The organism is Bacillus sp. FSL K6-2944, assembly GCF_038005385.1.
In the GTDB taxonomy this organism is placed as follows: domain Bacteria; phylum Bacillota; class Bacilli; order Bacillales; family Bacillaceae_G; genus Bacillus_A; species Bacillus_A cereus.
Genome location: NZ_JBBOTE010000012.1, coordinates 1 through 25220, shown reverse-complemented (window position 1 = coordinate 25220; position 25220 = coordinate 1). Strand labels below are relative to the sequence as shown.

Sequence of the window (25220 nt, the reverse complement as noted above, 5' to 3'; positions counted from 1 at the left end):
GGCTTAGTGACAGGGTAGCTGATCTAGTCCGCAGGACTTTTTCCATTAAAAGTAAAAAGGTGGATGAATGCTATGATGTAACTGTAATTTCTTTGGCGCACTCTTTTTTAAATTGCCTCTTTGCTCTGATTAATGTACTTTTTGAAATCCCCATTTTTTCTTCCACTTCTTTGTAAGAATGATTATGTAAAAGAAATAAAGCATGTTCTATTTGTTTCTTATTATATTTCTTTGGTCGCCCTTCTTTAAAATTAGGATTTAGCTTTGCAATTGCTTTTCCTTCTTGCGTACGTTCTACAATCATATCTCTTTCGAATTCAGCAAATGCGCTCATTACATTAAATACAAGCCTACCTGTTGGTGTATCTTCAACTAATCCCATATTGAGTATATGAACCTTTACACCTTTTTCAAATAGGGTTCTAATTATATGTATCGCATCAACTGTTGAACGTGCAAAACGATCTAGTTTTGTCACAACAAGCGTATCCCCTGTTTTTAATATAGATAATAATTCCTGAAACTTTGGACGAGCTGTTTTTGTTCCAGTAAACTTTTCAGAATAAATTTCTTCACAGCCTTCATTTTGCAATGTTTGAATTTGGGACCTCAGGCCCTGGTGTAATGTACTTACGCGTGCATAGCCATATTTCATAAAAATCGCTCCTTTTTCCCTGTAACTTTAGACCTTAAGTTATGACACCTGTCTACATACTGATATTACAGCATTCCAAAAACAGAGTCAAAACTTAAAGTTATGACTCTGTTTGTACAAGAATGATAACTTTTAAGCTACTTGTAATTTAATTGGTATTCTTTGATTCATATTTAATTTAAAAATTCCATATGGATTCACATGATGATAAAATAACGGGGTTAAACCTCGGAAATCTTCTATTGTCATTTTTTTCAACCAATATTGTTGGTTATCGTATAGAATTTCTTGTACCATTAAGGTATTCATATAGACCAAACAATTTTGAAGTAGCTGTAGTGATAAGGCCGATACTTCTTGATCCTCTAGTGAATTGGAGCGTAATTCACTATTTTTTCCATAGAAAATATAAGTAGTTACTGAATTCCATTGCTCTACAGTATTTAATCCCTCTTGAATTTCTCTACGAATATCTTCGGAGTGTAAATATTCACATAAAAAAATGGTTTTCATTGCTTTTCCAAGTTCACATAATGCTAAATATGTTGGATGCTTTGTATCCCTTGTGAATCGTTTTAAAATAGATTCGGCAGAAGCTGGTCCCAATCTTAGAGCAGTTGCAAACTTAACAATTTCTTCATATTGTTGTTGAATAAGATCCCAGTTAATCGGTCTACTTAAAACAGGATGTAACTGAGGGTATTCTTCGTTCATCCCAGCTTCAGGACGATACAATTTTTGAGAACCAATATTCTTGAAACGTGGCATAAGTTTGAAGCCTAACAAGTGACAAAAGGCAAATGCAATCACACTTTGCCCATGCGTATCTACATAGTTTCGATCAATTTCCATATCTGTGCAGTGGCGCAATACACCTTCCATCATTACAGCTACTTCAGAAGATAAACAAGATTTAATTTGAGAATACACACATGCAGAATTTCGATCTGTGTGCCAATAAATCATAATTCCATGTTTTCTATAACGAGGATGCCACTCTGTTAGTAGGTTTTGATCCCAAGCGCCATAATGTTTAGAATCCGAGGCACAAGCAGTGGTAGCTTCTCCCCATACATTTTTCTCTCGATGATTCATAATTTGATTGATTACTTCTGCATTCGCTTTTCTTAAATGATCTTTATGTATAAATTTCTGACGCATATATCGAAGCTCTCGATAATTATCAATGGGGTTTCCAGCAGCTACTGCTTTTAACCCAGTGTTTGTTCCTAATCCAAATAAACAAAGAAGTAAACGACGTTGAATCGTTTCTGAATCTAATATTTCTCGGTTAGCTGTAGTTTTAAAATGTTTGGTGAATCCTGTATGAAAGTCGGTTTCTTTTAATAAATCTAATAAATTAATATCCTTCCATCTATTTTTAACTTCTTGTTTAATAGTTGGTACAAGTGGAGGTTCCAGTTGTTTATCAAGGGGAGTAACTTGAATCCATCCTTTATTACTTTTAGTAGTAATCACTATTTTTTTATTACTTTGACTCTCTAATCCTTGATGAAGCATTTGTAGTTTCCCTTTCATTAACAGCTTTATATTTTCAATAAAAGGCTTCACATCAAGTGGTATCTTTAATGCTTCAAAATATTCTTCCTTATTTTCTTCAAAATCTTGTGGAAGATCTTCATCTGGGTTACGGTATCGATTTGCTCCTTCAATCCAGATTTCTTTACACCGAAGTTGCGTACGAAGAGATTGAATTACTGCAATTTCATAGTTAATTCGATTGACTCTTTCAACTCCCTGACTATCCGCTTCGATAATGATATTTTTCCATTTAGGTTGAATGACACCCTCAATTGGAACAGTATCTTCAATTGCAAAATAACGTTGGCCACTTTCTTTATATTTTCGGATAAGTTGGATAGATTCAATTACAGGTTGATGTAATTGGTTATTAGACCGAAAGGTAAGATTCATCAAAATATCAATAAATGTCCGTCGATAATGTCCGCCATAAGAAGCATGCATCTTAGTATAAATCTTTTCTTTATATTCACGATCATTTTTTGTCATCTCTTTTATTATATCTTGAATTGTGTTAGCGCTAACAATTGGAAATAAGGTATCTTGAATAATCCCTTCGGGATGTTCTACAGTTGCTTTTAATAAGCTTATAATATGTTTATTTTTTCCTTTTACCCGTTCCAATTCTGCAATGGCTTCTTTCCGAGTTGTATTTTTAGCTCTATTTTTGATTTTAAGTGTAATTTCATCTAATAAATCTGCTATGCTGAAATATTCTAGGAGGAATTTCTAATTGTTGGATGGCTAACAGTTTTTTTAATTCTGTTTCCATAGTATTTACACTCGGTTTACATGCAGACGATAAAAGATATCGAAAAGATAACTGATTTGAATTTGTTTTTTCATACATGATGTCCACAATTTCTAAATCCTCATTTGATTGCACATTTAATAATGCATCTAATCGACAACAAGTTTCAGCGGATAATTGTTCGGAAATTGTATAATATAGATCTTTCTCATACATATCAATAGCGGAATGAATCATTCGTTTTAAACTACCTTTAGAAGGTGGTTCTACTTTCCATTTGCGAAATAAATGATAAGCTTGACCAGATAAATCTTCCATATCATGTGTAAGTTGTACTTGTTCTTTTAGCCATTGTATCAATTGGAGATTATCTTTTGAAGTGATCTCTCTGAAACCAAAGAGATCACGAATGATTTTTCGATGATCTGTATAACTTCTTTCTTTTCCGCCCCATCTATAATGTTCAAAAAAATCTTCAGGTAACGCATCTATTTGATGTGCTAAATGTTGAACAATATCTTTTGAGATATCTTGTTTTTCGCTTGGAAAACGAGCTTCCTTTTGAAAATATTTTAGTAAGACAGCAAATCCCAGCCGATTGGCGTTTGTTTTTTTACTCAATACTAAATGACGTTCATTTGGTAACAGCATATAGTTCTCTAATAATTCTTCTTCAGTCCAACTTTTTTTCAATATTTCCCCTCATCTCATTACGTTTATTTAATAAATAGTATAATTGAGAGAGAGCATAACCTTCAAGAACACCCTGTTTTACTATTAATGGAAAAAGTCCTGCGGACTAGAGCAGCTACCCTGTCACTAAGCCTAGTAATTGTCGTATAATCTGTAAACGTACAGGATGTGCAAGTACCTTAAATATTTCTGAAACACGTTCATAATTACCGGATTCTCTGTAAAATTCATGTGTCATAGAATAGTTCCTCCTATAGATTTTTATAAAAATAATAAGAATAAATAATATTATAATGCAAAGATTTACGTTTGAATATTTATAAAATAATAAAAATATAGCAAGGGAAACGATATGAAAAAAATAAAAAGGAAATTACCAGAGTATGATCTGGCGTATATTTGTTATTACGCGGAAAAAATTGAATTATCAGCGATTGCAGCAGGATTTGATGCGGAAATCTCTACGTCAGGCTTAGCAATATTATTACAGGAACTAAAAGAAAATGGCCAGTTTGAATGTTATAAAAAAAAATATCAGGAATTATTAGCATTAGAAAATTAAAAAAAATTTTTTTATCCAAAGATATTGACCTTAAATTGACTGGAGGAAATGTACAGAGCGATTAAGACGGAGAAAAAAACGTAGTCTTTTGGAAGAAGAGAGAACCCTTGTCGTACAATCCGAAGGTCGTGGGGGCGGAAGCGTTTTTCTTCCGTCCCCATGTCCTTTGGGTTGCAAGGGTAGAGGCTCGCTTCCAAAAGGAAACGGCTTTTTTTGAGTATTAAATAGCGGGTTTTATTAACTACAGTTTGCAATAACGTTTGTTAAATTAAAAAAATCTAGTAATGAACTTTGTAAATCTTTAGCTAGTCCACTAGAAGCATTATTTAAAGCTTTCTTTAGAGAATCATTTCTAGAAAAACCATTAAAACGATATTTATCGTAATATTTTTTTATTTTTTTTACTGCATTTGCTGTACCACCAAGAGCATTTAAAGCTGATTTTACTTTTGTTATTTTTGTAAGCGGAATACCATTAGTAACTAAAGCAATTCCAATTGCACTTATACAGCCAGTAGTATTAAATCCATACATTTGCATTTGTGAAGTGTCTTTAAATTTTAGTATGTCATTTTCTATATAAACTTGTAATCCTGTTTCTATTTTAAACCATTGAATTATTTCTTCATTTCCTTGATTTAAAACATCATTTGGTATGTTTTCAATAGCATATAGAGCTGTTTCAATTTCTTTAAAATTATATTCTGAGTTAGATAGAGTATTAGTTGAAGATTCTATTGGTGTGGAAGACTCTGCGGCTTTAGAAATTGGAACTGAAATTGAACTAAATAGTAAAAGTGAAGCAGTAATAGCTAATGTTTTTCTTTTGAACATAATAACTTTCTCCTTTATAATTTTATGTAATAGGTTAATAATAACATAAATTGAATACGCTTACAAAAAAAGAATTTTTCGGAAAGGAAGAGGGTTCATGAAAGAAAAAATAAAGAAGACATTGCCTTTCATTGGTGCATTTTGTTTATTAGTACTAACTTTAGTGAATTATTTTATAGAAAATAATTTTTTTAAGAATTGTATAAACATAAGTTTATTTTTGTTTGTCTTAATTTTATATTTTGTTTCTAGAGATTATAAAAAGATGAATTAAAACTTTTTGTTTTTTTAGATAAAAGAAGTTGTAAAAATACGGTATAAAAAAATCGACTTCAAAAATGAGGTCGATTTTTTTATACCTTTTGAAATAAATATTAAATGTAGAATTAGTTCCTTTTTTTATTTTGATAAGTTAATTTCACCATTTTAGAAGCAAATAAATGAACATTGTATTCGTGTTCTAAAAAATTTACAATACGTTTTATTTCGTGAATACGTATTAAAGGTGCATTTTGTTTTTCTAAGTGTTTTTGTATTCGTTTTGCTTCGTTTAATCGTTTTTCAAACTTATTTATTTTTGTAAGCATTTTGTTTTCGGTTTGCAAAAAATCACTCACCTTTTCTATATCTAATAAGAACTTCTAGACGATTTTCTTTACCACCTTTAAACATTATATCTGGGTTGAGTCTGTAATACCCATTTCTTATTTTTTTTATAAAATTACTTTCTTGTAATGCTTTCATAGTTTCTGTAATTGTTTTTGTCGATATGCCTGTTTTCTCAGATATTATACGATATGTCATAATAAATTCGTTATCTGTATTAATATTATTAAGGATAAACATAGCAACTCTAATTTTTTGATTACCTATCATGTCAAGGCTTTCTAACATATGACCTAACCATATCTTATGAAAATTAGCATCTCGTTCTTCTATATCTGTAACTTGCATTTTATGTACTTCACCAGTTTCAGGATCTATAAATTCTTTTGTACCTAAAAATTTTACTTTTTTTCTTGTGGATTTTGGTTTTTTATAATCATTTATTTTTGTAACATTACTTCTTTTAACCTCCATATATATCCATATCCCCTCTTACTATTCTAAAACTAATTTGTTGTAGTTATATTACTACAAATGTATTACTTCGTCAATTTAATCTTTTTAAATTTTAAACGGGTATTACACAATTTGTAGTAATAAGATTACAACAAATTGTGTAATAAATTACTACAAACGTATTCTAAAATTACAACAAGCAAAACTGCTGTAAACCTTGATATATAAACGTTTTTTTAAGTTAATGTATTAATTTCACTCTTATCTATATATTAAGAGGCTATCCACAACATAAAGGGACAGGTAGTATTTTCTTTTGCTTTGCTTCAGAAAATCTCCACCTTCTTCGCATTCGCTCGCCCTTTACGTTTGGATTTCGGCACGTGTAGGAACTTTGCCAAGCCGACAGACGAAAAAGAAACTATGACTCTATCAGCTTGGATTTACGAGTATACGTGCCGAACCGCCTGTGCTATCGTTCTTTATTTTCTTTTACTCTAGGTTTCAGATACGCAAACCCTGGGGGCTAGCCCCCAAACCCCCAGCCAGCCTCTGCCAAAAAAGAAAGAGAAACCCCCAAATTGATTATTTCAATGAGGGGGTTATAAGCTAGGGCCATCATAGGACCGCTCTGATTGGCGTTGAATTTGTTTTGGGATGTTGGGTTCAATCGAGAGGCTAGGGCGGTCTAATTCTTGTGCTAGAACGTTTAAATGACGTTTTAGTTCTTGTTGTACAGTCAGTTTTGGTTCTCTTTCACGAGTTCTTGAGATTTCTTCTTGTGCGTAAGACTGCAATTCTTTTAAATGTTTGGGATACAAACCAACCTGTTTTCCACCTTCGTTATAGCCCCGTATGATGACATGAACATGAGGATGCCCTTCATCATCATGGATGGCTGCGGTCCAATCTAATTTTTGATTTGTCTTGATTTCAAATCGATTGAGAATTTGTCTCGTCCAGATTTTAAGATCTGAACCATACTTTTGATGTTCATCTTCAGACAAGGTAAATACAAGTTTATGCGCCACAACACCTTGTTTGGGTTGTTCTCGTATTTTTTGTAAGAAGGTTTGTCGTTGGATTTGATTTTCATGTTCGGTAAATAAGTGCGGGGTATTCCGATGATGTTCTTTTTCAGCTTCGATATATTTGATATGGTCTTTAATAGCTGAAATGGGTTTATTCTTCCCAAAATGCTTTTCAAATCCAATTGATTTCACATGTGTCATAGAATACCTCCTATAACGCTCCAGATTCTTCTATATGCGTTTCTAATAGTTTTTTAGGCCTATCCATCAAACCGGAGTTTTCTATTCGTTTTACGAGCTTACGAGACCATTTGCGGACATGGTTGATTTCAAGCTGTTGTCTAGCAACGGTAGATTCTAATTGTTGGATACGTTGTTCGAGCTGTTTATTTTTGATTTGACTTGTTTCTAATTCCGCACGTGTTTCGGTTGTGGTTTTTTCCCAAAGTGCCCATTGTTTATGTGCTTTTGTATATTTTGTTGTCATTTCTTCTAGTTGTTTGGTAAGGTCATAAATTTGAGATTTTTGTTGGAAAAGAAGACTGTCTCCAAATTCTTTATATCGTTTTGAGACAATTTCCGTTGTTTGTTTATAAGCTTCGTTTTGTAGTTGGACAGCATTTTTTATACCTACCTTGTGAAGTTGTTCCACTAGTAAGGATTGTTTAACCGTATCAAATGTATTTGTAAAAAGAAGTCCTGCCATACGTTCGATGGTACGCTTTGACATCTCATCAAAACGAGATTCCAGCCGGTTGATCAGAGCGGATTCTGTTTCAGACAGAATCCCTTCTACATCAGTAGATTTAATCTGTCTAGCGTTATAGGACTTAATGGCATGCTCAATAAGCATGCCGAATTTTTGTTCTGAGCCAAAGTCTACTTTGGCAAGTCGGCGTCCTAAGCCGACAATTTCCGAGTCTAATCGCACGGAAATTTTTTCACGAGCTGTCATAAGAAAAAGCACCTCCGAAATTAAGATTTATCTTAATTATAGGAGCGTGCGACGGTGGGGGTCAAGGGGGAGGGCAACCTCACCATTGCGGAGTGTGTGGTAGACGTGAAACGTCGGACACTTTTAACTCCGCCTCCCCCTAGTTGAACGTGGCTTCGCCCGTGAAACTGCGGGGTCGGTTTTGGGGGATTTCCGCACAGAACAAGCAGAGCGATGTTCGAGCAGGAATCCCCCTGACTTGGCATGGAGGGTTATGGATTCAATCCGAAGGGAGAATCCATACACGGAATAGAAAGTCAGCATATGAGGGGAGTGAAAAAATAGGGAAGAGAACCGAGGCTCACCCTATTTTTAAACGACTCGAATCGGAAAACACGAAGTAAAAGGAAACCTGTCAGCTTCGTGTTTATATGACAAAAAATTTCAACGGAAAAATGGGTACTAAAAAGAACCTTGTAAAAACAAAGTATTGATACCCTTTTGAGGGAGTAAGTTTTCTGATAATTTTTTATAAAATTTAAATTCTATCTTATTACATTTATTTTCTGATAATATGAATATAACTATATATAATTTGAAATATCAGAAAATAAAGGGGGATATTATGAGTATTCAAGTAAAAGGAAATGAAAAAATTACTCAGCTTTTAAATACATGGTATTTGGAAATTCGTTCTCAACACATAATAAAAGCACAACAATTAAAAGCAGAAATTGATGGGATGATTGGAAACATTGAAGAAGATCAAAATTTATTACTATATTACGCACTTCTTGATTTCCGATTTAAGGTATTAATTGATAACTTGAGTATTACTCCGGCAAGTTTTGAAAAAATTGATTCACTTAACGCTGAAACAGATGATTTCTTATCGTATTACTATCATTTCTTTAAAGCGATTCATGCAACACTTATTACAAATAATAATGAAGCTAGAGAGTATTATGAAAAAGCGGAAGGTTTATTAAAATATGTGCCAGATGAACTGGAACAAGCTGAATTTTATTATCGTTTTGCTAATTTTTATCTGCATACATATCAACCGTTATTAGCAATTCAATATATAAGCAAAGCAAAAGAAATATTCTCTAAACATCCTGGTTATGAAAATAATACAGCAGGTTGTGAGAATATTTTTGGATTGGCGTGTGTCGACATAAAACAGTTCTCACAAGCCGAAGAAAGTTTTAACGCAGCAATAAATATCTTACACAAAAAAAAGGAAGATATGTTGATTGTAAGAGTACGTAATAATTTAGGATTTCTATATGCGAGTCAAAATTTATCTACATTAGCCATTCGTCATTTAGGTGAGGTTATAGAGAAAATTCCGAATCACTTTAAAGCTATTTTTTTGAAAGCGAGAGAACACTTTAAACTAGGAGAATCAAACATTACGGAAGAATTAATTCAAAGAGGACTAATGATTTGTAAACAAGTAGAAAATCAAGAATATCAGTATCATTTTTCAATTTTAGATTTACTGAATACAGGTGTACCCGCTAATGTTTTGGAAAAAACGATTCTTGAAGTAATCTCATATTTTGATAAGGAACAATTATTTAATTATACGCAAGAATATACGGAAAAATTAGCAATTGCATTTTATCAGGAAAATGATCATGCGAAAGCGAGTCAATATTTTTATCAAAGTCACCAAGCAAAAGAAAAAACTTTTGAAAAAGGAGCATTAAAATAATGAAAAAAATTACAGGAATGATAATAGGATTATCTCTTTCAGCTATTTTGTCTTTTGGATTAGTTCCTTCTCAATCAGAACAAGCAACACATGGTGATGTATCTAAAACAAATTATATAATGATTCAATCTAGTCATGGTGATACGTGGTAAATGTATAATTTCATAGAAAAACCCCTGTTCTCAATTTAGAGAACAGGGGTTTTTCTGAATGAGCAACCATAAACAGGTTAAACTATTTTACATGTACAGAATATTTAGAATATCAATATTCCCATTGTTTGTTGTACTTGTATATCTTCTACTCGATAAAATACCTCTAAGCCTTTTCTATTATGGGTAACAATTTTATGTTGTTTTAATTTTGTCAGGTGTTGAGAGACAGTAGATTGTGGAAGATTAAGAGATTTTTGTAAATTAGAAACATTTAAAGTTTGTGTCTCTAGTAGGCTTAGTGACAGGGTAGCTGATCTAGTCCGCAGGACTTTTTCCATTAAAAGTAAAAAGGTGGATGAATGCTATGATGTAACTGTAATTTCTTTGGCGCACTCTTTTTTAAATTGCCTCTTTGCTCTGATTAATGTACTTTTTGAAATCCCCATTTTTTCTTCCACTTCTTTGTAAGAATGATTATGTAAAAGAAATAAAGCATGTTCTATTTGTTTCTTATTATATTTCTTTGGTCGCCCTTCTTTAAAATTAGGATTTAGCTTTGCAATTGCTTTTCCTTCTTGCGTACGTTCTACAATCATATCTCTTTCGAATTCAGCAAATGCGCTCATTACATTAAATACAAGCCTACCTGTTGGTGTATCTTCAACTAATCCCATATTGAGTATATGAACCTTTACACCTTTTTCAAATAGGGTTCTAATTATATGTATCGCATCAACTGTTGAACGTGCAAAACGATCTAGTTTTGTCACAACAAGCGTATCCCCTGTTTTTAATATAGATAATAATTCCTGAAACTTTGGACGAGCTGTTTTTGTTCCAGTAAACTTTTCAGAATAAATTTCTTCACAGCCTTCATTTTGCAATGTTTGAATTTGGGACCTCAGGCCCTGGTGTAATGTACTTACGCGTGCATAGCCATATTTCATAAAAATCGCTCCTTTTTCCCTGTAACTTTAGACCTTAAGTTATGACACCTGTCTACATACTGATATTACAGCATTCCAAAAACAGAGTCAAAACTTAAAGTTATGACTCTGTTTGTACAAGAATGATAACTTTTAAGCTACTTGTAATTTAATTGGTATTCTTTGATTCATATTTAATTTAAAAATTCCATATGGATTCACATGATGATAAAATAACGGGGTTAAACCTCGGAAATCTTCTATTGTCATTTTTTTCAACCAATATTGTTGGTTATCGTATAGAATTTCTTGTACCATTAAGGTATTCATATAGACCAAACAATTTTGAAGTAGCTGTAGTGATAAGGCCGATACTTCTTGATCCTCTAGTGAATTGGAGCGTAATTCACTATTTTTTCCATAGAAAATATAAGTAGTTACTGAATTCCATTGCTCTACAGTATTTAATCCCTCTTGAATTTCTCTACGAATATCTTCGGAGTGTAAATATTCACATAAAAAAATGGTTTTCATTGCTTTTCCAAGTTCACATAATGCTAAATATGTTGGATGCTTTGTATCCCTTGTGAATCGTTTTAAAATAGATTCGGCAGAAGCTGGTCCCAATCTTAGAGCAGTTGCAAACTTAACAATTTCTTCATATTGTTGTTGAATAAGATCCCAGTTAATCGGTCTACTTAAAACAGGATGTAACTGAGGGTATTCTTCGTTCATCCCAGCTTCAGGACGATACAATTTTTGAGAACCAATATTCTTGAAACGTGGCATAAGTTTGAAGCCTAACAAGTGACAAAAGGCAAATGCAATCACACTTTGCCCATGCGTATCTACATAGTTTCGATCAATTTCCATATCTGTGCAGTGGCGCAATACACCTTCCATCATTACAGCTACTTCAGAAGATAAACAAGATTTAATTTGAGAATACACACATGCAGAATTTCGATCTGTGTGCCAATAAATCATAATTCCATGTTTTCTATAACGAGGATGCCACTCTGTTAGTAGGTTTTGATCCCAAGCGCCATAATGTTTAGAATCCGAGGCACAAGCAGTGGTAGCTTCTCCCCATACATTTTTCTCTCGATGATTCATAATTTGATTGATTACTTCTGCATTCGCTTTTCTTAAATGATCTTTATGTATAAATTTCTGACGCATATATCGAAGCTCTCGATAATTATCAATGGGGTTTCCAGCAGCTACTGCTTTTAACCCAGTGTTTGTTCCTAATCCAAATAAACAAAGAAGTAAACGACGTTGAATCGTTTCTGAATCTAATATTTCTCGGTTAGCTGTAGTTTTAAAATGTTTGGTGAATCCTGTATGAAAGTCGGTTTCTTTTAATAAATCTAATAAATTAATATCCTTCCATCTATTTTTAACTTCTTGTTTAATAGTTGGTACAAGTGGAGGTTCCAGTTGTTTATCAAGGGGAGTAACTTGAATCCATCCTTTATTACTTTTAGTAGTAATCACTATTTTTTTATTACTTTGACTCTCTAATCCTTGATGAAGCATTTGTAGTTTCCCTTTCATTAACAGCTTTATATTTTCAATAAAAGGCTTCACATCAAGTGGTATCTTTAATGCTTCAAAATATTCTTCCTTATTTTCTTCAAAATCTTGTGGAAGATCTTCATCTGGGTTACGGTATCGATTTGCTCCTTCAATCCAGATTTCTTTACACCGAAGTTGCGTACGAAGAGATTGAATTACTGCAATTTCATAGTTAATTCGATTGACTCTTTCAACTCCCTGACTATCCGCTTCGATAATGATATTTTTCCATTTAGGTTGAATGACACCCTCAATTGGAACAGTATCTTCAATTGCAAAATAACGTTGGCCACTTTCTTTATATTTTCGGATAAGTTGGATAGATTCAATTACAGGTTGATGTAATTGGTTATTAGACCGAAAGGTAAGATTCATCAAAATATCAATAAATGTCCGTCGATAATGTCCGCCATAAGAAGCATGCATCTTAGTATAAATCTTTTCTTTATATTCACGATCATTTTTTGTCATCTCTTTTATTATATCTTGAATTGTGTTAGCGCTAACAATTGGAAATAAGGTATCTTGAATAATCCCTTCGGGATGTTCTACAGTTGCTTTTAATAAGCTTATAATATGTTTATTTTTTCCTTTTACCCGTTCCAATTCTGCAATGGCTTCTTTCCGAGTTGTATTTTTAGCTCTATTTTTGATTTTAAGTGTAATTTCATCTAATAAATCTGCTATGCTGAAATATTCTAGGAGGAATTTCTAATTGTTGGATGGCTAACAGTTTTTTTAATTCTGTTTCCATAGTATTTACACTCGGTTTACATGCAGACGATAAAAGATATCGAAAAGATAACTGATTTGAATTTGTTTTTTCATACATGATGTCCACAATTTCTAAATCCTCATTTGATTGCACATTTAATAATGCATCTAATCGACAACAAGTTTCAGCGGATAATTGTTCGGAAATTGTATAATATAGATCTTTCTCATACATATCAATAGCGGAATGAATCATTCGTTTTAAACTACCTTTAGAAGGTGGTTCTACTTTCCATTTGCGAAATAAATGATAAGCTTGACCAGATAAATCTTCCATATCATGTGTAAGTTGTACTTGTTCTTTTAGCCATTGTATCAATTGGAGATTATCTTTTGAAGTGATCTCTCTGAAACCAAAGAGATCACGAATGATTTTTCGATGATCTGTATAACTTCTTTCTTTTCCGCCCCATCTATAATGTTCAAAAAAATCTTCAGGTAACGCATCTATTTGATGTGCTAAATGTTGAACAATATCTTTTGAGATATCTTGTTTTTCGCTTGGAAAACGAGCTTCCTTTTGAAAATATTTTAGTAAGACAGCAAATCCCAGCCGATTGGCGTTTGTTTTTTTACTCAATACTAAATGACGTTCATTTGGTAACAGCATATAGTTCTCTAATAATTCTTCTTCAGTCCAACTTTTTTTCAATATTTCCCCTCATCTCATTACGTTTATTTAATAAATAGTATAATTGAGAGAGAGCATAACCTTCAAGAACACCCTGTTTTACTATTAATGGAAAAAGTCCTGCGGACTAGAGCAGCTACCCTGTCACTAAGCCTTAATGAAACTATAAATGAAATTTTAGAAATACACATGATAGTATTGGTTGTTTTTTATCAACTTTAGTATTAACTAATAGTTGATTGTTTTTTATGGTGATATTTTGGTATTTTGCTAAGCATAAACGATAAATATCAATGGTAAGTGGGACGGTTTAATGGTTTGTGAATCTTCGTAAATACTCAATAAAAAGACGAATCTTAAAATAAAATAGATTCGTCTTTTTTATTTTATTTGGAAAAACATATCCTAAAAAACAATAATAATATAATTCAATTATTGTTTTTTAAAACAGTTTTACGACTGATACGTTCTCTTGCTTGCTGAATTGTAAAGAAGATTGCAATAGCACCAAATACATCACAAATTATCATACCTAAGAGAAAATGACTTTCAATCGAGGCACTTCCTCCTCCAACCATGCTTGTAAGAAAATATATATAAAACCAATCTATATAATTTCTATATCGAATGACTATTATAATACTTGTAAAAATCATACTGTATGTCAGTACATCCATTAGTAAATTCATAAATTATTGATCTCCTTATTAAAATATAGATCTTTTCCTTTAAAAAAAAGAATATGTTGTTTTAAATAAATTTCTTTATTGATTATAAATCAGTTTGTTTATTTTGATCTTAAAGTTATTGTCCTTTGTCAAACCCAAAAAGTGATGATAATTCTTGCTATGAAATATGTCAAATAGATTAAAAAAGATAAGGAATAAAAAATGGATATGTTTATGCAGGATTGTATGCAAAAAAGAGAAGAATGTGACGAGGCATAGGGAAGCCAAAAACCGCAGGGTATAAGGAATGTATAAAAACGTGTATAAAGAAAAAAAGGTCGAAAGAAGGAAACCCCTTACAGGAGTAAGGGGAAGCCGTTGGATTCGCTACCGATAATAGGACGTTATGTCTACTAGGGATGTATAGAATATACAGATAGAGTGAATTACTTCTCCACTTCAAACAGTCCGTTAGGACGTTAAGTGGCGGGTAATTCACTTAGTCTATATTTTTCATTAAGATGTAAATACTGCTTTTAATTCACTCATTTTTTTTGTTTATCATATTTGTTTACTAAATTTGATATTGTATCAACAATAAAAATTATAATAAAGCTTATTAATGAAAATACAATTAAATTTTTTAAAGCATTTATTAAATCCCTATCCTCAAAGAATTTAAATAAAACTGTTGGGAAGATAAATATAAAGAGGAATAGGAATTTTTTTCTTAATGGAGATTTACTATTGATGATAAATATTCCTCCTTTTTATTCATATGAATAAATAGATTAATCATTTAATTCATTATTCATTTTTAAAGATTTTTTGGCATTTGTTTTATTTATCAAGTAGATTGCTATACCGAAAAATATACTAGTAATTATATTTGAAGTCCATGAAAACGGACTATTTATGAGATAACCTGATCCACTAAAAACAATAAAAAAGATTATACTTTGTAAAATTGTATTTTTTAAAAGTTTCTTTTTGTTTTTCTCTAAGTTTGTCATTGAAGTAATATTAATGAAGTCAATGTTACTGTTAGAAATTCTAATAGTTATATATCCACAAAAAATTATAAATAGTGTTAAGCAAACAATAATATCAGTGGAAATCTCTTTCAAATATATAGTTTTTATAGTTAAGTATAAAAAATTTATTAACATAACTAAAATACCTGCTTCTGCTATATATTTTGTATATGCTTTTTCTTGATACTCATCATTTGATTTTTGACCTAAGATGATTTTTTCTATAATTTTTTTCATTTAATTTCTCCTTCCCAAAATAAATCGTTTAATGTTTTATCTAAGGCTATACAGATAGATATACAGAGTTTTAAAGATGGATTATATTCTTCTTTTTCAATTAATCCAATGGTTTGTCTACTTATATTGACTAAGTCAGCAAGTTGTTTTTGTGTTAAACCTTTTTCAATACGCGTTAATTTCATTTTCATATTCAATATAAGATTCCTCCAATGGAATGTATATATGCCCTTGTGTTATTTATATATTACATATCATTCTACATAAATGTCAAATGATTGTTATCGAACATTATTTTTATTGGTCGAATTATATTAAATTTTATTTTAAGTAATATAAGTAAATCCCCCTAATTAAAAATAATTAGGGGGATTTACTTATATTACTTAATCATTTAAATAGCATAATGCAGCGCCTGTTACTCCGCCACCTAGAGCACCCCATGGGCCTCCCATAGAACCAATGATAATTCCACCAGCAGCTTCAGCAGCAGCTTTTTTCCAAGTGCAGCCTCCGCCATTAATGTTTTCTAATTCTTCTTCTGATAGTTGTGTAAGTGTATTATTAATTTCTTTCATTTATATCAGTCCTTTTATTTTTTATTCTCCAAGACAAGTAATTGCGCCAGCAGCAGCTCCGATATGAGCTCCAACAAATGCGCCGCCTGCTGTACCTAATCCCATTGTTGCAGCAGCACCAGCAGCACCACCTGCGAAAATACCTTTAACAACGCCTGCTCCAATTTTATTAAGGCAGCTTCCACCTGCTGAGATTTCTAGAAGTTCTTTTTGAGTTAATGTTTCAAAGTTTAATTTTTCAGTTTTCATAATTTTATCTCCTTAATATTTTGAATTATTGATTCATTTTTATTATACTGATAATAGGTAAGATGTCCAACCTTTTTTGAGAAAATTTGTTTTTTTAGGAAAATTTTTTGTTGAATAGAAAGTAGGAACTAGTTTGAAAAAAATAAAGTGTATCAGGCAACAAGATTTAAAAGATTGTGGTCCGGCGTGTCTTACCATGATTTCTCGTTACTATGGATGGAAAACATCCATTTCAAAGATTAGAGAGGTAGCGGGTACAGATTTACAAGGGACAAACGTACAAGGTTTAATAGAATCAGGTGAAAAGTTAGGATTTGATGTAAAAGGAGTAAAAGCAACGAATAAAAATGCTTTACATGAAATCTCTTTACCCGCGATTGCGCATGTAGTAATAGAAGATGGACTATTACATTATGTTGTCATTCATAAAGTAAAAAAGAATAAAATATATATCGTTGATCCAGGGAAAGGACATATGGTGTATGCGTTAGAAGAGTTTTGTAAAATGTGGACGGGAATCCTTGTTTTACTGACGCCAACATCAAAATTCCAAAAAGGAAATGAGTCGCAAGGGACATTTTCTCGTTTTGTAGGATTAGTAAAACAACAAACAAATATCATAATACCTTTGTTTATTGCGTCTATCTTCTTTAATTTGTTTGGGTTATTAGGAGCATTTTATTTTAAATTTTTAATCGATGATATTGTGACAAACCAATTATTACAAACACTTCATATGGTATCCATTGGGATTATTGTTTTATATATCTTTAAAGTTCTTCTTTCCTATTTTCGGACACATCTGATTTTATATATGAGTAGACGAATCGATATTCAATTAATGCTGGGATATTATCGTCATGTGGTTGGTTTACCAATGAACTTTTTTGAAACAAGAAAAGTGGGAGAAATTATTTCTCGATTTATGGATGCCAGTAAAATTCGTGAGGCGTTATCAACGATTACAGTAACCTTAATGATCGATACAGTGATGGTTATGGTAGGAGCGATTTTATTATACATACATAGTCCTATTTTATTTGGTGTAACATTAGTCTTAATACCTTTTTATATGGGGATTATTATTGTATTTCATAAACCGTATCAATCTATTAATCGAAAAGAGATGGAAAGTAATGCGAAATTAAATGCTTATTTAGTAGAATCTTTAAATGGAATTGGAACAATCAAATCGTATAATGCAGAAAAAGAAGTATTTTTTCAAACAGAGAATCGTTTTGTAAACTTGTTACATCATGTATTTAAACGAGGAATGTTATCGAATTTGCAAGGTTCTATGAAGATGGGATTGGAACTTATTGGGGGAACGGTTATTCTTTGGGTCGGTGCAATCCAAGTGTTAAAAGGGAATATGACAATAGGAGAATTGATTACATATAATGCATTATTAGCATATTTTTTAAATCCAATTGAAAATATAATTGGAATCCAACCAACGATGCAGTCTGCTTTAGTAGCTGGGGAACGATTGAATGAAATTTTTGACTTAGAAGTAGAAAAAAATGAGAAGGAAGAAAAGAAAGTATCTCCCCAGAAACTTTCTGGCCAAATACAATGTTCCAACGTAACATTTCGTTATGGAACAAGAAAAAATGTATTAGAAGATATAAGTTTTAAAATTCAATCAGGAAGCCAAGTTGCTTTTGTAGGAGAAAGTGGTTCTGGAAAAACAACGATTTCAAAGTTATTAATGGGATACTATGAATCGCAACAAGGCGATATGTATTATGATGATTATCATATCCAAGAAATGAATCGAACAGCATTAAGAGAACGAATTGCCTATGTATCACAAGAATCTTTTTTCTTTAGTGCATCTATCTATGAAAATTTATGTTTCGGATTAACACGTACGGTAACATTAGAAGAAATGATACAAGTATGTAAGCAAGCAGCTATTCACGATATGATAAGTGAATTACCACTGAGATATGAAACAATGTTAGAGGAAAATGCATCGAATTTGTCCGGAGGACAAAGACAACGATTAGCAATCGCTCGTGCATTGTTAAAACAACCGGATATTTTAATAATGGATGAAGCAACGAGTAATTTAGATTCTACAACAGAAAAAGAAATTACAGATATGTTGAAAGAATTAGGAAAACAAGGAGTAACGATTATTATGATTGCGCATCGATTAAGTACGATTCAACATGCACATCAAATTTTTGTAATGGAAAAAGGAAAAATCATAGAACAAGGTTCTCATGAAGAATTGTTAGTTCTTAAGAATGAATATTATCGTTTATGGAAGAATCAAACAGTTCATATAGAATATATAGAACAGGAAAAGTATGCGATGCAAGGTGGTCAGTATGAGTAAAATATATTCTTTTGATCAAATAACAGATAGCGTAGAATTATTAGAAAAGAAACCACCTCGTTTTATTGCGATATTATTAAGTTTTTTAGGATGTATGATAATAGGTTGTATCATATGGGCATGGGTAGGAACGATGGATATTGTGAACAAAGGAACAGCCATCATACAAGAAAGTGACAGTGCAAATATAATCCGTCTTCCTATAGGAGGAACGGTAGAAACGATTTGTGTGAAAAATGGAGAAGAAGTAAAACAAGGAGATACATTGCTCCAATTAAAAAATATAGAATTAGATAGTAAACAACAACAATTGGAACAAGTGATACAACAAAAAAACGAACAGAAAAACATGTTAGAAGAATTCAAGAAAAGTATACAGATACATAAACCTTCTTTTAGTAAACAGATAGATGTGAAAATCAAAGAAGAATATAAAGCCTATGACCAAGGGTATCAAGCACTACAAGTAGAAAAAGAGAATGAAATACAAATAGTTTCAGATAGTAAGGTATCAAACGAACAAGATGATCGTTTACAAGGATTATTAGCACAAAAAGAAAATGTACAAAGAGAAATAGACACAAGTCAAAAACAAGTAGAACAATCAAATATAGGAGAAGAACAAAAGCAAATAGAACAAGAAAAAAGAGCGACATTAGAGTCTCAAAAAACGATTGTAGAGAAACAAATCAAACAACGAACAGAGACATTAGAAAGTGATCAAAAGAAAATAGAAAACATGAAAAAAGGGAAAGAACAACAAAAGCAGCATGCATTAGAGCAATATAAAGAAAGTGCAATTGTAGCAGTGAATCAACGAATACAAACAGTAGAACAAGAAACAATGATGCAAAAGAACGAATTAATCGCCATACAAAAACAAAAAGAAAGATTAGAAATAAAAGCACCGAAAGGTGGCATTATTCAATTTGAAAAACAGGTAGAACAAGGGGAGTTAATAGATGTAGGACAAGAAATGTTATCTATTGTATCGAAGGAAAACAAGAAAAAGGTGAAACTGTTTCTATCGCCAGATGAGATGAATGGAATCAAAAAAGGGAATCAAGTACAATATAGATTTCAATTAAAGAGTACCGACAAACAAAAAGGAACAATCACATATATAGCAAAACAGCCTATATTCGATAAAAGTACGAAGATGTATGTATATGAATTAGAAGCAACGATTGAAAATAAACAAGTAGCAGAGCTACAAACAGGAATGATCGGAAAGGTTTCAATTGTAACAGGAACAGAACCAATATGGAAATTCTTCTTAAAAAAATTAAATTTGCATACAAAATAAAAGGAAATACAGATGATAAATCGGATACACGAAGTAGTAAAAATCATAACCATCATGAATGAAAATCAAATCATGTATGTAGTAGAAATAATAGGAATGATATGGTTTGTATTATTTGTATGTGCATACTTGAAATAGAGTGTAGAAATAGGGTATTTGTCAACGGTAAGCGGAACGAAGTGAGCATTAAGGAGTTGACAAATTGCACAATACTTAAACCCTCTTGATGGTTTCAAACGGCACCCGTTTGAACCTGCCAACCGGCGAGGGAGCCCCCTCAAAAAGTGAGGGGGTTGGGGGTGTTTTTTTATATGGGGTCTGGGGAAAATTTCCCCAGTAGGTTTGGACAACGTCCAAGGTTTTTATATTTTATGGCTAGCGAAAGTAAGCCATTTTTTGCGAAAGCAAAAACGAAAAGGGGGATTGGGGGAAACCCCCGACAAGCTGTATTTGCGGCACGAAGTGGCTAGCAAATGCGACGCTTGCCAAATCCCTTGCGTCAATGATAAAATTGGAGATACTACGACCAATTTGGAATGACGCTTCCGTTGCAAACGGAATGAAGGGATGGGATTTGATGAGTGAACAAGATAACGATATGGCTAGCAATTTACAGAGAGGGCCGAATCGGAAAGAGCCTAGACAAATTAGTTTTCGTGTGAGCGAGGACGAATTTGCAAAGTTGCAACAGTCAGCTGAAACTTTGCAGTTAAGTGTGCCAAACTTCGTAAAAAAGAAGGCACAAGGAAGTCGCTTGGTTTCTCCGAAATTTGATAAAGAGACGAGACAAACTATTGCTAGGAATTTAAGTCAGATGGGAAACAATATGAATCAAATTGCAAAATATTGTCATACGCATAAGGAGGGCAATATAGACTGGGAGCGTTTAAATTATAATATCGAGCAATTACGAAAAGAAGTGAGTGAGTTATGGCAACGACTAAATTAGGAAACACAAAATCAGCAAGCAAAACAATCAATTATGCGAAAAAAAGAGCAGTCGAAAAAAGTGGTCATAATTGTGATATTGAGTATGCCAAATCGAACTTTAAGGAATTGAGAATGCTGTATGGCAAGGATAATGGTATTCAGGCGCACACAATCATTCAATCTTTCAAACCTGGAGAAGTAACACCAGAGGAAGCAAATCAAATTGGTTTAGAGCTAGCTCAATCTATTGCAAAAGACTATCAAGTTGCTATTTATACGCATGCAGATACAGAACACATACATAATCACATCGTTATAAACTCCGTCAATATTGAAAATGGTAAGAAGTATCATAGCAATAATAAACAGCGTGATTGTATAAAAAATGAGAATGATAGAATTTGTCAGGAACGAGGATTTTCAGTCGTGCTAGAGAAAACAGCTTGTGTCCGTTATAGCGCAGCTGAAAAATCATTGTTAGAAAAAGGAAAAACATCTTGGAAAGATGAAATACGACAAGCCGTTGATATAGTGAAAACTCGTACAATCGATTTAAAGGCTTTCTCAGAGGTTTTGAATGATTTTGGTATCGAAACTAAAGTAAGAGGAGAAACAATCTCCTACAAGCACCCTGAGGCTTTAAAATGGGTACGAGGAAGTAAGTTAGGATATGACTATGAAATAGGAGGCATTGAACGTGGCTTTGAGCGACAAATTAGAAAAAGTCAAACAAGAACACCATCCATTGGTGATGAATACAAGCGAACAAATCAATTACAGGGTACGCATGTCGGAGATCGAACATCAGAACGAACTGATAGCACAGCGTATCGATCAATTAGCAGAAAGTATCGAGAAGAACAACAAGCTCGTGAGCGATCAAATACGGTCCGTGAACAAAATGAGCAAAAACAACAACGAGATCTTGAACAACAAAGTCAAACAATTACAAGAAGTGAACCAAGTTTTGAGAGATAGTTTCAATGAAACGTTGAACCATTATTTCAAGCAAATGAATGAGAGTGTCGGGAAGAATTTTGAGAAAAAGACAGATACACTTGTTACTGATTTTTATCACAAAATGTACCGAATAGAGCAAAAAACGTATGAAGTACAGAACATGCGAATTAAGACAAAGAAAATCGAAGAAGTGTGTGTCTCTGTGGTACAAGTCTTGTTATATGCTCTGATTGCAGTAATAATGGTAACAGGGTTAAAATGGGGAATTTGGAACGTACTAGGTTTATCAAAACTGTATGAAAAAGTGGCGCAAACATTCGAGTGGGGATGGATTGTAATGGCGATTATAATGGGTGTAATTGTACTTGGTTCATTTATTTCTGCTTTTACATTTATAAAAGACAAAGCTAATCTTCATCAGTTTTAATAATAAAAAGTTTAATTTTTTGGTTTTGAAATTGGTATATACTGTGAATGTATGGAATATTTTTTCGTTATTTTAGGTAATACCTTCATGTTATAATGATAGATAGAATTTTTAGCAAAATAAAAAACTCCCTGGAAGCCTCGGAAACTTTAGGGGAGCTTTTTATCAATACATAGAACGGAATTGTTCTTTAATAGATTTATTACATATCCATCTAAATATGTATTCTATCATATTGAATGAACTCCTTCTATAATTAAGGAGTGGAAATGTGAGCAAAAATATTATTAATTTTGAAGATGCGGAAAAAAATGCCAGAAAAAGAGATTTAGAAATAGAATATAAAAATTTTGAGAAAAAATATAATAATGTTTCTAAAACAGAGTTAGAAACAGCAATGGAAACAGTTGCTAAAGCTACTGGTAAAGAATTATATATAGGAACTAAAAAAAGTTCTCAATCAAAAGTGAGGTTTGCACAATTTTTACAAAGAAACTGGGAGTTTTTAAGAAATGAGAAGTATTTTACAAGTGAAGAGAAAATCTTTTTAACTGATGTTCAACCAAATATTAGTATGCATTCAAATGCTATTGTAGATGACATAATGAGAAAACCTGCAAATGCTTTGACAATTCAAGGGTTAGCTGATTGTTTAAATACGTCTAGAACAAAAATTAGTAGGATAGTAAATTCTTTAATTAAAAAAGGTATCTTGGCTAAAGCTGTTTCAGGAGATACTACAAATGTTAATCAAGCTAAAGACTATGTATTATTTATTAATCCAAATATTATTTATGTTGGGGATAAAAATGAAATAGGAGAACACTTAATCTTGATGTTTAAAAAACAAATGAAAGATAATCCAATATTAAAAAAATTACCTCAAAAGTTATTTTAAGTAAGAGCCATTAATGGCTCTTTTTTTTATTTTAGTACCGTATCAAATTTGATACGGTACCGTATCAAATTTGATACGGTACTAAAACGCTTAAACCATTGATATAACAACGTTTTTAGCACTTTTCAAAGTCCTTCTCTTCTCACTCTATATATATAGGGTTAAAAGTTCCGCAAGGAACAGGTAGTATTTTCCTCCGCTCTGCTCCTGAAAATCTCCACCTTCACGAACCAAAAAAGTTATAAAATATAACTTTTTTGGTTCGTGCCCTTGCGGAACTTTTTTCGGCAGGGAATTATCTTTCGCCAAGCCGAACAGACCAAAAACGAGGAATTAGTGCATTCGACTTGGATTAGCAATTATACCTGCCGAACCACCTGTTCTATCGTTCGAAAACTTCACCTATTTTAAAAATAGATACGTAAACCATGGGTGCTAGCCCCCATACCCCCAGCCAGCACTCTCACCCAAAAACAAGGGGGAATAAGAAAAAAGCAGTGAGTGCCTAGAACAGCAAGGAACGAGGCACTCATGATAGAATATATTGTCGTGGAGGTGATCGGTAATGAGCGGTAACACGAGCGATAATAAGCGTATATATGTACCGAAGGACATTGCATTACTTTTGGAAGTAAAAGAAAGCACTTTACGTAAGTATTTTCAGACACTAGAAGCACATGGTTACATATTCCTAAAAAATGATCGTGGACATAGAGCTTTCTTCGATAAAGACGTAGTTGCTTTACGCCAATATGTTGATCTAGTACAGAAAAACAAAATGTCGATGGATAGCGCTGCAAAAGTAGTATTAGCAATGGATTCAAGCAATGACTTATCACACAGTGATAACGATAATAAAAAAAAATTACCGATAATAAGCGATAATGATCACGATAAAGACTATGTAACAAAAGAGGAATTACGCGACATAATCGAAGGACTAACGAAGACAATTCAGCAACAAAACGAGTACTTAAACAAACGTTTAGAAGAACGAGATCAAATGCTTCTACAACATATAAGAGAGATACAAGAAACAAAAAAGTTAGTAGTAGCTGATCAAGTTAAAAAGTGGTGGCAATTTTGGAAGTCATAATGTCGGAAAAAGAAGAATAGATATATAGCATACATACAATAAGGGAATGCAGTACAAATTAGCATACAAGCATTCCCTTGCTATTGATATGTTATGTTTTCTTATTAAGAGATTATTATATCCATGATATATTGATAAAACATATTTAAAATTACTATACAACTTAACATGAATAAAGATATCCAAAGAGATATAAAGTAACTTTTTTTAATTATATAACGATATAAACTAAAAAATGTAGAGAATGCAAAGATTAAGATACATATAAAAAGAATCCATGTTCCTCGCCCGTGTCCAAACATAAAAAATTGAGATTTTATTATGATGAATAAAACAAAAAGAGTAAATAAAGAAGTACACAATATAAAATATTTGAGTGTTTTTAAACGAATGTTTTTTAAAGAAAGTTGGTTTTGTAATTCTTTATCTGCCTTAATTAAATAATCTAAACTAACATTATATAAATCACTTAATTGAACAAGATTAATAATATCTGGAGCACATTTATCATTTTCCCATTTGGAAATAGCTTGAGCCGTAACGTTTAATTTTTCAGCTAATTGATTTTGAGAATAATTATGATCTTTACGTAATTTCTTTAATTTGTTTCCTAATTCCACTTGAATTCCCTCCTTTAAT

25 protein-coding genes and 2 pseudogenes are annotated in these 25220 nt (G+C 32.2%); 10 read left to right on the top strand and 17 right to left on the bottom strand.

All coding sequences use genetic code 11. The annotated features are described in order from the left end of the window. Nucleotides 1-70 precede the first annotated feature (70 nt). From MHH55_RS35795 to MHH55_RS35785, 3 genes and pseudogenes are all read right to left on the bottom strand, one after another. Complete coding sequence (locus MHH55_RS35795; protein WP_340882832.1) at nucleotides 71-655, bottom strand: recombinase family protein; 585 nt, start codon at nucleotides 653-655, stop codon at nucleotides 71-73. A gap of 132 nt (nucleotides 656-787) precedes the next feature. Further along, nucleotides 788-3641, bottom strand: a pseudogene (locus tag MHH55_RS35790) (Tn3 family transposase). A 115-nt stretch (nucleotides 3642-3756) separates the two neighbouring features. Beyond that, on the bottom strand, nucleotides 3757-3879 hold the full coding sequence (locus MHH55_RS35785) for a hypothetical protein (protein ID WP_340882848.1): 123 nt from the start codon (nucleotides 3877-3879) through the stop codon (nucleotides 3757-3759). Between the two features lie 114 nt (nucleotides 3880-3993). Here MHH55_RS35785 and MHH55_RS35780 point away from each other — a divergent pair, with 114 nt between their 5' ends. Beyond that, nucleotides 3994-4203, top strand: a complete 210-nt coding sequence (locus MHH55_RS35780) for a hypothetical protein (RefSeq protein WP_149290494.1) — start codon at nucleotides 3994-3996, stop codon at nucleotides 4201-4203. 237 nt (nucleotides 4204-4440) lie between these two features. Here the strand turns inward: MHH55_RS35780 and MHH55_RS35775 are convergent, their stop codons facing one another. From MHH55_RS35775 to MHH55_RS35755, 5 genes are all read right to left on the bottom strand, one after another. Next, on the bottom strand, nucleotides 4441-5037 hold the full coding sequence (locus MHH55_RS35775; RefSeq protein ID WP_340882845.1) for a hypothetical protein: 597 nt from the start codon (nucleotides 5035-5037) through the stop codon (nucleotides 4441-4443). Between the two features lie 386 nt (nucleotides 5038-5423). Further along, complete coding sequence (locus tag MHH55_RS35770; RefSeq protein WP_340882843.1) at nucleotides 5424-5642, bottom strand: hypothetical protein; 219 nt, start codon at nucleotides 5640-5642, stop codon at nucleotides 5424-5426. Between the two features lie 4 nt (nucleotides 5643-5646). Then, nucleotides 5647-6117, bottom strand: coding sequence for a replication/maintenance protein RepL (locus tag MHH55_RS35765; protein ID WP_340882842.1), 471 nt, complete (start codon nucleotides 6115-6117; stop codon nucleotides 5647-5649). Between the two features lie 584 nt (nucleotides 6118-6701). Further along, complete coding sequence (locus tag MHH55_RS35760) at nucleotides 6702-7331, bottom strand: relaxase/mobilization nuclease domain-containing protein (protein ID WP_340882841.1); 630 nt, start codon at nucleotides 7329-7331, stop codon at nucleotides 6702-6704. Nucleotides 7332-7341: 10 nt separating this feature from the next. Beyond that, a complete protein-coding gene (locus MHH55_RS35755; protein ID WP_340882839.1) occupies nucleotides 7342-8085 on the bottom strand; it encodes a hypothetical protein in 744 nt (247 codons plus the stop codon). Between the two features lie 604 nt (nucleotides 8086-8689). On the opposite strand from MHH55_RS35755, the gene MHH55_RS35750 reads away from it, so the two are divergent. Then, on the top strand, nucleotides 8690-9784 hold the full coding sequence (locus tag MHH55_RS35750; protein WP_340882838.1) for a response regulator aspartate phosphatase: 1095 nt from the start codon (nucleotides 8690-8692) through the stop codon (nucleotides 9782-9784). After that, on the top strand, nucleotides 9784-9936 hold the full coding sequence (locus MHH55_RS35745) for a Phr family secreted Rap phosphatase inhibitor (RefSeq protein WP_340882836.1): 153 nt from the start codon (nucleotides 9784-9786) through the stop codon (nucleotides 9934-9936). Before MHH55_RS35750 ends, MHH55_RS35745 begins: the two co-directional genes overlap by 1 nt. A 104-nt stretch (nucleotides 9937-10040) precedes the next feature. Here MHH55_RS35745 and MHH55_RS35740 read toward each other — a convergent pair whose 3' ends face one another. The 8 genes and pseudogenes from MHH55_RS35740 to MHH55_RS35705 form a co-directional block, all read right to left on the bottom strand. Then, the gene (locus MHH55_RS35740; protein ID WP_340882834.1) at nucleotides 10041-10277 is read right to left on the bottom strand and encodes a metalloregulator ArsR/SmtB family transcription factor; all 237 of its coding nucleotides are present in this window, start codon (nucleotides 10275-10277) and stop codon (nucleotides 10041-10043) included. A 24-nt stretch (nucleotides 10278-10301) separates the two neighbouring features. After that, nucleotides 10302-10886 (bottom strand): recombinase family protein, encoded by a 585-nt coding sequence (locus MHH55_RS35735; protein ID WP_340882832.1) that lies wholly within the window; start codon nucleotides 10884-10886, stop codon nucleotides 10302-10304. Between the two features lie 132 nt (nucleotides 10887-11018). Next, nucleotides 11019-13872: pseudogene (locus tag MHH55_RS35730) on the bottom strand (Tn3 family transposase). Between the two features lie 407 nt (nucleotides 13873-14279). Then, on the bottom strand, nucleotides 14280-14540 hold the full coding sequence (locus MHH55_RS35725; RefSeq protein ID WP_340882831.1) for a hypothetical protein: 261 nt from the start codon (nucleotides 14538-14540) through the stop codon (nucleotides 14280-14282). Between the two features lie 770 nt (nucleotides 14541-15310). Beyond that, nucleotides 15311-15790: a hypothetical protein gene (locus tag MHH55_RS35720; RefSeq protein ID WP_340882830.1), complete on the bottom strand. Its 480-nt coding sequence runs from the start codon at nucleotides 15788-15790 to the stop codon at nucleotides 15311-15313. Next, nucleotides 15787-15981 (bottom strand): helix-turn-helix transcriptional regulator, encoded by a 195-nt coding sequence (locus MHH55_RS35715; RefSeq protein ID WP_445661822.1) that lies wholly within the window; start codon nucleotides 15979-15981, stop codon nucleotides 15787-15789. The genes MHH55_RS35720 and MHH55_RS35715 overlap by 4 nt, the downstream gene beginning before the upstream one ends. Before the next feature lie 195 nt (nucleotides 15982-16176). Further along, nucleotides 16177-16368 carry a Blp family class II bacteriocin gene (locus MHH55_RS35710; protein WP_002204987.1) on the bottom strand — a complete coding sequence of 64 codons (192 nt, stop codon included), beginning with the start codon at nucleotides 16366-16368 and terminating at the stop codon, nucleotides 16177-16179. 21 nt (nucleotides 16369-16389) lie between these two features. Further along, complete coding sequence (locus tag MHH55_RS35705) at nucleotides 16390-16617, bottom strand: Blp family class II bacteriocin (RefSeq protein ID WP_340829603.1); 228 nt, start codon at nucleotides 16615-16617, stop codon at nucleotides 16390-16392. A gap of 133 nt (nucleotides 16618-16750) precedes the next feature. Here MHH55_RS35705 and MHH55_RS35700 point away from each other — a divergent pair, with 133 nt between their 5' ends. The 7 genes from MHH55_RS35700 (at nucleotide 16751) to MHH55_RS35670 (ending at nucleotide 24581) form a co-directional block, all read left to right on the top strand. After that, entirely contained in the window at nucleotides 16751-18964 is a 2214-nt protein-coding gene (locus tag MHH55_RS35700) for a peptidase domain-containing ABC transporter (RefSeq protein ID WP_340882827.1), read from the top strand. Continuing rightward, nucleotides 18957-20270: an HlyD family secretion protein gene (locus MHH55_RS35695; RefSeq protein ID WP_340882825.1), complete on the top strand. Its 1314-nt coding sequence runs from the start codon at nucleotides 18957-18959 to the stop codon at nucleotides 20268-20270. The genes MHH55_RS35700 and MHH55_RS35695 overlap by 8 nt, the downstream gene beginning before the upstream one ends. A gap of 577 nt (nucleotides 20271-20847) precedes the next feature. Continuing rightward, a complete protein-coding gene (locus MHH55_RS35690; protein WP_340882823.1) occupies nucleotides 20848-21219 on the top strand; it encodes a MobC family plasmid mobilization relaxosome protein in 372 nt (123 codons plus the stop codon). Next, on the top strand, nucleotides 21201-22178 hold the full coding sequence (locus tag MHH55_RS35685) for a relaxase/mobilization nuclease domain-containing protein (protein WP_340882822.1): 978 nt from the start codon (nucleotides 21201-21203) through the stop codon (nucleotides 22176-22178). The genes MHH55_RS35690 and MHH55_RS35685 overlap by 19 nt, the downstream gene beginning before the upstream one ends. After that, nucleotides 22168-22587 (top strand): hypothetical protein, encoded by a 420-nt coding sequence (locus MHH55_RS35680; RefSeq protein ID WP_340882821.1) that lies wholly within the window; start codon nucleotides 22168-22170, stop codon nucleotides 22585-22587. The genes MHH55_RS35685 and MHH55_RS35680 overlap by 11 nt, the downstream gene beginning before the upstream one ends. Before the next feature lie 271 nt (nucleotides 22588-22858). Beyond that, complete coding sequence (locus MHH55_RS35675) at nucleotides 22859-23485, top strand: MarR family transcriptional regulator (protein ID WP_340882820.1); 627 nt, start codon at nucleotides 22859-22861, stop codon at nucleotides 23483-23485. 565 nt (nucleotides 23486-24050) lie between these two features. Next, on the top strand, nucleotides 24051-24581 hold the full coding sequence (locus MHH55_RS35670; RefSeq protein WP_340882819.1) for a DUF3967 domain-containing protein: 531 nt from the start codon (nucleotides 24051-24053) through the stop codon (nucleotides 24579-24581). Between the two features lie 104 nt (nucleotides 24582-24685). On the opposite strand, the gene MHH55_RS35665 is transcribed toward MHH55_RS35670, so the two are convergent. Beyond that, complete coding sequence (locus MHH55_RS35665) at nucleotides 24686-25201, bottom strand: helix-turn-helix domain-containing protein (RefSeq protein WP_340882849.1); 516 nt, start codon at nucleotides 25199-25201, stop codon at nucleotides 24686-24688. Nucleotides 25202-25220: the final 19 nt, after the last annotated feature.